The sequence below is a fragment of the Chitinophaga sp. genome (genome assembly GCF_035761305.1).
Classification (GTDB): Bacteria; Bacteroidota; Bacteroidia; order Chitinophagales; family Chitinophagaceae; genus Chitinophaga.
In genome coordinates this window covers 1-10,545 of sequence record NZ_DASTRI010000015.1, presented here as the reverse complement: position 1 = coordinate 10,545, position 10,545 = coordinate 1, and the positions used below count along the sequence as shown (strand labels likewise).

General features: G+C 50.8%; 8 protein-coding genes and 1 pseudogene. 8 read left to right on the top strand and 1 reads right to left on the bottom strand.

Annotated elements, in window-relative coordinates; all coding sequences use genetic code 11:
• The 8 genes and pseudogenes from VFS25_RS01835 to VFS25_RS01800 form a co-directional block, all read left to right on the top strand.
• Nucleotides 1-494, top strand: a pseudogene (locus VFS25_RS01835) (hypothetical protein); the annotation flags it as partial.
• Between the two features lie 11 nt (nt 495-505).
• Nucleotides 506-2,359, top strand: coding sequence for an OstA-like protein (locus VFS25_RS01830; protein WP_326460406.1), 1,854 nt, complete (start codon nt 506-508; stop codon nt 2,357-2,359).
• Nucleotides 2,360-2,452: 93 nt separating this feature from the next.
• Nucleotides 2,453-3,622: a Na+/H+ antiporter NhaA gene (gene nhaA / locus VFS25_RS01825; protein ID WP_326460405.1), complete on the top strand. Its 1,170-nt coding sequence runs from the start codon at nt 2,453-2,455 to the stop codon at nt 3,620-3,622.
• 264 nt (nt 3,623-3,886) lie between these two features.
• A complete protein-coding gene (locus tag VFS25_RS01820) occupies nt 3,887-4,315 on the top strand; it encodes a hypothetical protein (RefSeq protein WP_326460404.1) in 429 nt (142 codons plus the stop codon).
• A gap of 34 nt (nt 4,316-4,349) precedes the next feature.
• Nucleotides 4,350-4,880: a hypothetical protein gene (locus VFS25_RS01815; RefSeq protein WP_326460403.1), complete on the top strand. Its 531-nt coding sequence runs from the start codon at nt 4,350-4,352 to the stop codon at nt 4,878-4,880.
• Between the two features lie 101 nt (nt 4,881-4,981).
• Nucleotides 4,982-6,508 carry an NAD(P)H-hydrate dehydratase gene (locus tag VFS25_RS01810; protein ID WP_326460402.1) on the top strand — a complete coding sequence of 509 codons (1,527 nt, stop codon included), beginning with the start codon at nt 4,982-4,984 and terminating at the stop codon, nt 6,506-6,508.
• Between the two features lie 169 nt (nt 6,509-6,677).
• Nucleotides 6,678-8,876 (top strand): sodium-translocating pyrophosphatase, encoded by a 2,199-nt coding sequence (locus VFS25_RS01805; protein WP_326460401.1) that lies wholly within the window; start codon nt 6,678-6,680, stop codon nt 8,874-8,876.
• Nucleotides 8,877-9,050: 174 nt separating this feature from the next.
• Nucleotides 9,051-9,470 carry an Rrf2 family transcriptional regulator gene (locus VFS25_RS01800; protein WP_326460400.1) on the top strand — a complete coding sequence of 140 codons (420 nt, stop codon included), beginning with the start codon at nt 9,051-9,053 and terminating at the stop codon, nt 9,468-9,470.
• A 76-nt stretch (nt 9,471-9,546) separates the two neighbouring features.
• Here the strand turns inward: VFS25_RS01800 and VFS25_RS01795 are convergent.
• Nucleotides 9,547-10,545: AraC family transcriptional regulator (locus VFS25_RS01795; RefSeq protein WP_326460399.1), on the bottom strand; the 999-nt coding region annotated here is incomplete at its 5' end.

The window sequence follows — 10,545 nt, the reverse complement described above, 5'->3', positions numbered from 1 at the left end:
CCACCACGGAAGCTAACTTACGCGTAGCCATTGCCCACCTGAAAAATACCATGGGCAACTTTTCCGCCACTTCCGGCTCCCTGAACCGTATGCTGGACCCGGATAACGGAAATGTACAGGCTACCTTCAACAACCTGGCGGATATTACCGATAACCTGAAGAAAAATAATGATAAAATAACAGGCATCCTGGCCAATGCCGAAAAAGCCACCGGCACCCTGGCTAACGGACAGCTGGACACTTCACTGCAGGATCTGCAGCATACCATGGCTAACCTGGACCAGATGACCACCAAGCTGAATAACAGCGAAGGCTCCCTGGGCCTGCTCATGAACGACAAAAAGGTGTATAATAACCTGCAGAACTCCCTCAGCAGCCTGAATAAGCTGCTGGAAGACCTGCGCGTAAACCCCAAACGGTACGTACATTTCTCGCTGTTTGGCAAAAAAGATAAAGTAAGGCCCATCCCTTCCGATACGGCAACGGCTCAATGATGATTTGTAAGATGCAGCATTTGATAAGATATGGCCTTGTTCTTATAGGCATTTACCTCCTGGGAATACGGCCCGCACTGGCGCAGCAAAAGAACGGGGACAGCACTTCTGTGATACACATTCTGCATGCAGATACGCTGAACAATATTACCCGCGACTCCGTGCAGCTGGCCCGCTTTATCGGCAATGCCTCCTTCCGGCAGGGCAATACCATTATCTCATGCGACAGCGCCTTTAAAAACGGCCTCTCCAACCAGCTGGACGCCTACGGTCATGTGCATATTAACCAGGCCGACAGCGTGCAGGTGTACGGCGATTACCTGCATTATGAAGGCAATGCCAAAATGGCTACGTTGAGGGGCAATGCCCGCTTAACAGACGGGAAGGTGAACATCTCGGGCCCTGAGCTGCAGTATGATATGAATGCACGCATTGGCACCTATACCCAGGGCGGTAAGCTGATAAACGGCTCCAGCGTGCTTACCAGTAAGGAAGGTTATTATTATGCAGATACCAAGGATGTGTATTTTAAGTACAATGTGCTGCTCATAGATCCATCCTATACCCTTACTACCGATACCTTACTGTATAATACCGATACCAAAATTGCCACCATGGTGGCACCTACCACCATTAACGACGGAAAAACCGTAATGTACACCACATCCGGCTACTACAATACGGAAACCGGCTATGGCAACTTTGGCAGCCGCCCCACTATCGTAGACAGCGCCAGCACTATTACCGCCGATAATATAGAAACCGATAAAACAACCGGTTACTCCTATGCCACCGGCAACATGGTGTACAGGGATACTGCCAACCATATGTCGCTGCTTTCCAACTACGGTAAGGTAAACCAGGCCAATAAAACCGTGCTGGCTACCCAACACCCGCTGCTGATACTGGAACGGCAAAAAGATACCCTGTACATGGTAGCCGATACATTGTTCTCGGGAGTTATGCGCGGCGATAGCATTATAACGGCGCCGGTTAAACGCCCGGGGGTAGACAGCCTTGCGCAGGACACGGCGGCTCCTGAAAAAATAAAGGCCCCGCTGCCACTGCCCCCCGCCGACTCCCTGGCAACACTGCTGCAGCCAGATACCACTGCCCCGGCAGCAGCAGATACCATATTACAGAAGGCAAAAGCAGATACGGCAAATACGCATAAAGCTCGCCCCGCAGCAGGCAAACGCCAGCTGCAAAAGAATAACGATCTTCCAGTTCCGGACCTTAAAGGTCCGGAACCCTTAGCCGCGCCCGGGGACACCGCAAAGCCAGATACCGTTGAAAGGCGCTATATACTGGCCTACCACCACGTGCGTATTTTTTCAGACTCCCTGCAGGGCGTTGCCGATAGCCTGTATTACTCTTCCCGCGACTCTGTTTTCCGCTTTTACCGTAACCCGGTATTATGGGCCAATGATACGCAGCTATCCGGCGATACCATTTACCTTTACACCAAAAACCAGCAGGCCGATAAGCTGGTGCTGCAGCCCAATGCGCTGATAGTAAACGAAGCAGAGCCCGACAAACCGTTGTACAACCAGATAAAAGGCAACATCATTACCGGCTACTTCGTTGGCAATGCGCTGGACTGGATGCATGTAGACGGTAATGCGGAAAGCATTTACTATGTGAAGGATGATGAAGGCGGCTTCATAAGCGTAAATAAATCGCTCAGCGCTATTATAAATATCCACTTCAAAGGCGGCGAGCTCAATAAAGTTGTATTCATTAAAGACCCGGAAGGCACCATGTATCCCTTTACGCAACGGCCTAAGGAAGAGCTGCTGCTGGAAAACTTCCATTGGGATATTAAGCGTAAGCCTAAAAGTAAATATGAGCTGATGGGGCAATAAATCCGCCCCGGCGCATGGCATGTTGCCTGTTACTTAATATATTTATGACCTAACCAGTGGCTGAAGCCGTATGGCTGCAGGCCGGCATATATTATGGCGAAAATTGTTGAAAATAAGCTCAGGAATATTAAGAAGAAACTACTCTCACCCCTGTACGAATTTTTGCAGGACAGCCGTGCAGTGGGTATTGTGCTGCTATCCTGTACCATTGTTTCATTAATAGCGGCCAACTCGGCCATGCAGCCGTATTACGTACCGCTCTGGGGAGCGGAGCTGCATACGCCCCCCGGCCTGCACCTGCCTCACACCCTGCTGCACTGGATTAACGACGGGTTAATGGTGCTGTTCTTTTTCCTGGTGGGTATGGAAATAAAACGGGAGCTTACGGTGGGCGAGCTGTCTTCTATCCGTAAGTCGCTGTTGCCGGCGCTGGCAGCCCTGGGCGGCATGGTATGCCCTGCCCTGATATTTACCGCTTTTAACGGATATACGCCCTATGCCCACGGTTGGGGCATTCCCATGGCTACGGATATTGCGTTTTCACTGGGCATATTATCCCTGCTGGGCAAAAGGGTGCCGGTAACCCTTAAAATATTTTTAATGGCCCTGGCCATTATTGACGACCTGGGTGCCATATTAACCATTGCCATTTTTTATACCGTAAGCCTGCAGCTTACCTACCTGCTGTGCGGCGCAGGCGTGCTGGCGCTGCTTATTATATTGAACCTGTTTAAGGTACAGCGCCTGGTCTTTTATATCATACCCGGGTTGCTGCTGTGGTATTTCATTTATAACTCCGGCATTCATGCCACCATAGCCGGTGTGCTGGTAGCTTTTTGCATACCGCTTTCTAAAATTGTAAAGCTTATTCATTCCCTGCACGATACGGTGAATTTTATAATAATGCCCGTATTTGCGCTGGCCAATACCGCCATTGTATTTCCACCGGATATTGGCCAGGCCTTTACCTCCCCTGTAAGCTACGGCATTATGGCCGGGCTGGTATTGGGCAAGCCCCTGGGCATTTTCGGCTTTTCTTTCATAGCCGTTAAATTAAAGCTGGCGGCCCTGCCGGATAGTACTAGCTGGCCGCAGCTGCTGGGCGCCGGTATTATTGCGGGCATTGGGTTTACCATGTCTATTTTTATCGCTACGCTGGCTTACCGGCAGGCCGAATTGCAGATCATTTCCATTATATCAGTAATGGCCGCCTCCCTGTTTGCAGGCATTGCCGGCTTTATTTATTTGAAGCTGGTGAAATAATAACCGCCACGTGGCCGTTATAAACCGGAAAAATTAAATATATTCAATGCATTCATGGCCCGGCGCAATTTCACGCATGGCACGCATATGAATGTTATAACACTTCCCAATTCGTAATTCATAATTGAATTGGCATTGTTATTGTTAAAACCTCATACCAACATGAAATCGGGCATTACAACACATGCTGCAAAGCGCGGCAAAAAGTATCAACTGCGGTTAAATCAGCGGTTTGTATTGCTTACTGTATTGTTTACCATATGTATGTTTGAGCTGAAAGCACAGGAAGCAACCCCCAAAGGCACCACCCAGGTCGGTATACGGCTTGGTTTACCCCTGGGAGCTACCGCCCGTTATTTCTTCACAAATGCCGATGCGGCAGAAGGCATTGCAGGCATTTATAATGAAACATTTACAGTTACCGGCTTATATGAGCACCACTTTGACCTGTCGGCGCTTACCGTCCAAGGCTTTGCCTGGTATGCAGGCGGCGGCGCGCACATGGGCGTACGCAGGTATGAAGGAAGCACAAAATTCATAGCCGGTTTTGATGGTATATTGGGATTGGATTATAACTTTGCCGGCATTCCGCTGAACCTCGGGCTCGACTGGAAACCGGCCGTCCATTTTACCACACCATCGGACCTGGCCTCTTTTGCAGTATCTGCCAGGTACATTTTAAACCGGAAATAGCTATTCAACTATTAACTATAAAACCAAACATAAAATGAAAAGAGCGGCATTAATTCTGGGCCTGGTTGCCCTGGTGGCAGTACAGGCAAATGCACAAAGATTAAGAAGAGGTGGTGAAGCACCTGCCAATTATGGAACAGCACTCGGTATCAGGATGAACCCCTGGATCGTAGGCTTTACCATCAAGCATTTCATTTCCGGCCCTCACGCCATTGAAGGCCTGGCTTTCACCAACTTTGACAAAGGCAGCAACGTTACCTTTACGGGTTTGTATGAATATCACTGGAACCTGACAAGAGATATGCCGGAGCTGCTGATGTACGCCGGCGGCGGTGCGCACCTGGGCATTTATGACCGTTACGATTATGACCGCGACCGTTTCTTCCGCGACGGCGACGGCAGTTACTTCACCGCTGGTTTGGATGGCATTATCGGCGTGGAATATACTTTCAAAAAAATACCTTTGAACATTAGCGCCGACCTGAAGCCTTTCTTTAACTTCTCCGGTGGTACCCACTTCCTTGGAGAAGAAATTGGCGGCGCTTCCGCACGCTATACGTTCTGATCGTCCGAACTATAAATATGAATTGGTTTAAAGCCCTGGTTAAAACACCAGGGCTTTTCTTTTTGATCAAAACTTTCCCGTATTTTTATACACATAGGTGTATGAAAATTTTTACCGCCACACAAATACGCGAAGCAGATGCTTATACCATACAGCATGAGCCTGTCAGCAGCCTTCAGCTGATGGAAAGGGCCGCCACCGCCTGTGCGCAATGGCTGTTCAGGCGGTTTGACGGCAAGCGGCCTTTTTATGTGTTCTGCGGTATGGGCAATAACGGCGGCGACGGGCTGGCAATTACCCGCCTGCTGCTCAATAACGGCTATAAGGCAGTGGCCTGTGTTGTGCATCACAGCAGCAAAGCCGCTGCCGACCATATGGCCAACCGGCAGGCGCTGGAACAGCAATATCCCCAAAGTATACACGATGTGGCTGCCATTGCCGACCTCCCGGCCCTGCCGCCCAAAAGCATTATTATAGACGCCATTTTTGGCACCGGTTTGCGCAGCGCTGTAGAAGGCTGGATGGCAGGCCTTATTCACCAGCTGAACGACCTGCAAACCCGGCATACCGTGGTGGCTATAGACCTCCCTTCGGGGATGCTGGCCGATGCATCCAGCACGCACATGCCCGTGGTGCATGCCAATGTCACCCTTAGCTTTGAGGTATATAAGCTGGCCTTCCTCCTGCCGGAAAATGCGGAGCGCGTGGGCCAGGTGCATATACTGCCCATTGGGCTGCATGCCGACTATCTTACGCATACGCCTACCCGCTTTCATGTTACAGATGCGCATATGATGCGCACCATTTACCAGCCCCGCAAGCCATTTTCCCATAAAGGCACTTATGGCCATGCCCTGCTGGTAGCCGGCAGCTATGGTAAAATGGGCGCCGCGGTGCTGAGCGCCAGGGCCTGCCTGCATACCGGCGTGGGGCTGCTTACCTGCCATGTACCGCAATGCGGGTACCAGGTCATCCAGGTGAGCGCGCCATCCGCCATGTGCGTAACAGATACCCAGGAAACCCACAGCACCCATTTTCATGAAAGCCCTCCGCAAACACGCGGATTGCAGCAGTATAAAACCATTGGCATAGGTCCTGGCCTGGGCACCGCCACCGCCACAGCCAAATCCCTGGAGCTGCTGCTGGAGCAATACCGCCACCCTATGGTGCTGGATGCCGATGCGCTGAATATTATTGCCGCATATCCGTTCCTGTTAACCCGTATACCACCCGGTTCCCTGCTAACGCCGCATCCTAAAGAGTTTGAGCGCCTGTTTGGCAGCAGCGAAAATGACTTTACCCGGCTTGAGCTGCTATCGCAGCAGGCCGTTAAGCTGCAGCTGTACATATTGCTCAAAGGCCGGTACACGGCCATGGCCTGCCCCGACGGCGCTATTTACTTTAATGCCACCGGCAACCCTGGTATGGCTACCGGCGGCAGCGGCGATGTGCTTACCGGCATACTTACCTCTCTGCTGGCGCAGGGGTATGCGCCCAAAGCAGCTATACTGCTGGGAACTTACCTGCACGGGCTGGCCGGCGATATTGCAGCCGCCCGCATGTCGCAGGAGGCCATGACGGCCGAAAGTATTATTGATTGTTTGGGACCCGCGTTCCTCCAGCTTTAAAAAGAAAGGGCAGGTTACGGGAGGTGTGTGCAGGCATTCACCCTTCATGTACATCTTTTGCTGCTACTGCAGCGGTTTCCGGCCAAATACGGGCACATTAAATTCCCATTAGCAAAAGTAAATGGGAAACGTTATTTTTGTCAACCTTGTATATTTTAAAAACGCTTATATGAGTATCGTGTATCTCGTTCCATGTTTTGGATTAATTGCATTACTGTTCACTGCTGTAAGAAGCGCCTGGGTTGTACGCCAGGATGCGGGAAATGAAAGAATGGCCGAAATAGCCAAACATATCGCAGAAGGCGCTATGGCATTCCTGAAAGCTGAATACAAAATCCTTACCTACTTTGTAATAATAGCTGCATTATTGCTGGGTTATATGGGAGCTTCCCATGAAAATTCCGACTGGACCATTGCCCTCGCCTTTATCATGGGCGCTGTATTCTCTGCCACCGCCGGTTTTATAGGCATGCGCATTGCCACCAAGGCTAATGTACGCACTGCGCAGGCAGCGCGCAGCAGCCTGGCCAAAGCCCTGCAGGTGTCTTTTACCGGCGGCTCTGTAATGGGTATGGGCGTGGCTGGTTTGGCCGTACTGGGCCTGGGTAGCCTGTTTATTATACTGAAAGCTTATTTTGGCGCTGCTGCCAACACACCGGAAATGATCAAAACCATTGAGGTGCTTACCGGCTTTTCATTAGGCGCGGAAAGCATTGCGCTGTTTGCCCGTGTCGGCGGCGGTATTTATACCAAAGCAGCCGATGTAGGCGCCGACCTGGTTGGGAAGGTGGAAGCCGGCATCCCGGAGGATGATCCGCGTAACCCTGCTACCATTGCCGATAACGTAGGCGATAACGTGGGCGACGTAGCCGGCATGGGCGCCGACCTGTTTGGCTCTTATGTAGCCACAGTGCTGGCAACTATGGTGCTGGGCGCCGAAACCCAGTCTGTAGACAACTTTGGCGGCATTGCCCCCATATTGCTGCCAATGCTCATTGCCGGTATGGGTATTATATTTTCCATCATCGGTACCTTCTTTGTAAAAATCAGCGACAGCGCCGGCTTACATACAGGTGCTGTACAAAAGGCGCTGAACATGGGTAACTGGGGCTCCATTATCCTCACCGCCGTAATAGTATACTTCCTGGTACAGTGGCTGCTGCCCGAAACCATGATGCTGCGCGGCCATGAGTTTACTAAAAATGGCGTATTTGGCGCAGTAGCCGTAGGCCTGATAGTAGGTACGCTCATGAGCATAATTACAGAATATTATACGGCCATGGGTAAACGCCCGGTGCGCTCCATCATCCGCCAGTCGGCTACCGGCCATGCCACCAACATTATCGGTGGTTTGTCCGTAGGTATGGAGTCTACCATGCTGCCCATCCTGGTGCTGGCAGGCGGTATTTACGGTTCTTATGCGCTGGCGGGCCTGTACGGCGTAGCTATTGCCGCTGCCGGTATGATGGCTACCACTGCTATGCAGCTGGCTATTGACGCCTTTGGCCCCATTGCAGATAATGCCGGCGGTATTGCTGAAATGAGCGAGCTGCCCAAGGAAGTACGTGAAAAAACAGATATACTGGATGCCGTAGGTAACACCACCGCCGCTACCGGCAAAGGTTTTGCCATTGCATCTGCCGCGCTTACCGCGCTGGCGCTGTTTGCCGCTTTTGTAGGTATTGCACGCATCAGCAGCATTGATATTTATAAGGCCAACGTACTGGCAGGCCTGTTTGTAGGCGGTATGATCCCGTTCATCTTCTCTTCCCTGGCTATTGCAGCCGTAGGCCGCGCCGCCATGGCCATGGTAGAGGAAGTACGCCGCCAGTTCCGCGAAATTCCCGGCATTATGGAAGGTAAAGGACAGCCTGAATATGAAAAATGCGTGGCTATCTCCACGCAGGCTTCTATCCGCGAAATGCTGCTGCCCGGTGCTATTGCATTAATTATGCCGTTGATTGTAGGCTTTATTTTCGGTCCCGAAGTATTGGGCGGTATGCTGGCCGGCGCCACTGTTAGCGGGGTGCTTATGGGCATGTTCCAGAACAATGCCGGCGGCGCCTGGGATAACGCTAAAAAGTCTTTTGAGAAAGGCGTGGAAATAAATGGTGAAACCTACTACAAAAAATCAGAGCCGCACAAAGCATCTGTAACCGGCGACACTGTAGGCGATCCCTTTAAAGATACTTCCGGTCCTTCCATGAACATCCTCATCAAGCTGATGTCTATTGTTTCATTGGTAATTGCGCCTACCCTGGCGCAAATACATGGCAATACCACCAATACCGTTGCTAAAAAGAAAACACCGCCGGTAGAGCAGGTGGCAAAAGTAAAAAAGGATGCAGGGCTGATCGTGAAAAAATAGAACTTGTATGCAGGCACAAATGAGGCGCATACCTTCAAACGCCTGTAGTAGCAAATAACTGATCCGCAAAATGTGCAGGTGCAGCGCCTTTCAGGCCGGCAGCCTGCACATTTGCATATTTGGGCAGCTGCCTGTTAATAGTTACATTTGTACTGTAATGCAATAAGTTACAGAATGGTTAAGAGTAAGTTTGCAATATCCGTGCACATTTTAAGCCTGCTGAGTATCAGCGACGGCGAGTGGGTATCATCTGAATATATTGCAGGTTCAATGAACGCCAACCCCGCTTTGGTGCGTAAAGAGCTGAGTGCTTTAAGGGAAGCGGGCCTGGTGGAAAGCAAGGAGGGTAAAAGCGGCGGCAGCCGCCTGCGCAAGCCGGCTTCGCAGATCCGCATGTCGGAAGTGTTCCAGGCTGTAAAAGAAGATCATGTATTTGGCTTCTCCCCCAACCTGCCCAACCCCGATTGTGCAGTAGGCGCCGGTATTAATGATGCATTGGATGAGCTGTTCACGGAAATAGATCAAACCATATACAACCGCCTGAAACGTGTAACCCTGGCGGCCTTCACCAAACAGGTCATCCTTAATTCGTAGTCATTCGTTCTTAATTATCAATCCGGCATCCTCCATCCAAACAATAAACCACAACCTATTAATTATTCATTCTTAATCACCGGCGCATTCTCCCCGGGCTGATACCAAACTTTTTACTGAATGCATTGCTGAAATGCTGTGGAGAAGAGTACCCCAGCTCAAGGGCAATATCGCTGAGCGGCCGGTACTGCTGTTGCAGCAGCAGCTCGCGGGCATGGTCCAGCCGCTGATCGTTCAGGTAACCAAACACCGTATTGTCAAACACCTTTTTGAAGCCGGTTTTCAGCTTAAATTCGTTCAATCCTACCAGCCGCGACAGCTCACGCAGGGATGGCGGCTGCTGCATGGCCTGCAGCAGCAGGTCGCGGGCATAATATATCTTTTCCCGGTCTGTGGCAGACAGCATCGTATCTTCCGGCGTATGACCCGGTCCTGAGCGTTCATATTGTTCGCACTGTAAAGCCAGCAATTCCAGCACTTTAGATTGCAGGAACAGCTTTTTAATACCGCCGGTAAACTGGCAGTACCTTATTTCTTCCAGCACCCGCAGCATTTGCATGGTAATAGGCTGGTTGCGCTGCTGGTTCAGTAAAACTATTTTGTTGCCTGCAATCTGCTCGCCTAAACGGTCCATTACTTCGCCGTTATTCTCCGCCAGCTCCAGGAAGCGTTCACGGGTAAGGCTAAGCGACACCATCTCAATGATGTTTTGCTTTTTTATTTTGGCGTTTTCAGAAAGCGTGGGGTTATACATCAGGTTATGCTCCAGCTGGGAAAAATGATAATCCGGCTTGCCCGGCAGGTTGCCGGTGAAATTTCCCTGCAGCACAAAATGCTGCGATACCATTGAAGGCCCCTCCGGTATGTCTACCGCAATATGCAGGTTTTGAAATACCTGTGCATGACCAAAAGAAATGTGCAGCCCGTCAAAATATACCTCCCGGAAACATGCCTTCCCAAAATCGAACTGCAGGTTCATTTCCTCTTCTACAATGCGGGGACTTAACAGCGCCTGCATGGTAAGTGTTTTTTCTTCACGAAAAAGCACATCCCGGGTATCGTTCGTAATGACTAC

Coding starts and splice junctions, on each gene's coding strand:
- VFS25_RS01815 (WP_326460403.1), top strand. CDS start 4,350: ATGAAAAGAGCGGCATTAATTCTGGGCCTGGTTGCCCTGGTGGCAGTA.
- nhaA (WP_326460405.1), top strand. CDS start 2,453: ATGGCGAAAATTGTTGAAAATAAGCTCAGGAATATTAAGAAGAAACTA.
- VFS25_RS01810 (WP_326460402.1), top strand. CDS start 4,982: ATGAAAATTTTTACCGCCACACAAATACGCGAAGCAGATGCTTATACC.
- VFS25_RS01800 (WP_326460400.1), top strand. CDS start 9,051: ATGGTTAAGAGTAAGTTTGCAATATCCGTGCACATTTTAAGCCTGCTG.
- VFS25_RS01805 (WP_326460401.1), top strand. CDS start 6,678: ATGAGTATCGTGTATCTCGTTCCATGTTTTGGATTAATTGCATTACTG.
- VFS25_RS01820 (WP_326460404.1), top strand. CDS start 3,887: ATGTTTGAGCTGAAAGCACAGGAAGCAACCCCCAAAGGCACCACCCAG.
- VFS25_RS01830 (WP_326460406.1), top strand. CDS start 506: ATGCAGCATTTGATAAGATATGGCCTTGTTCTTATAGGCATTTACCTC.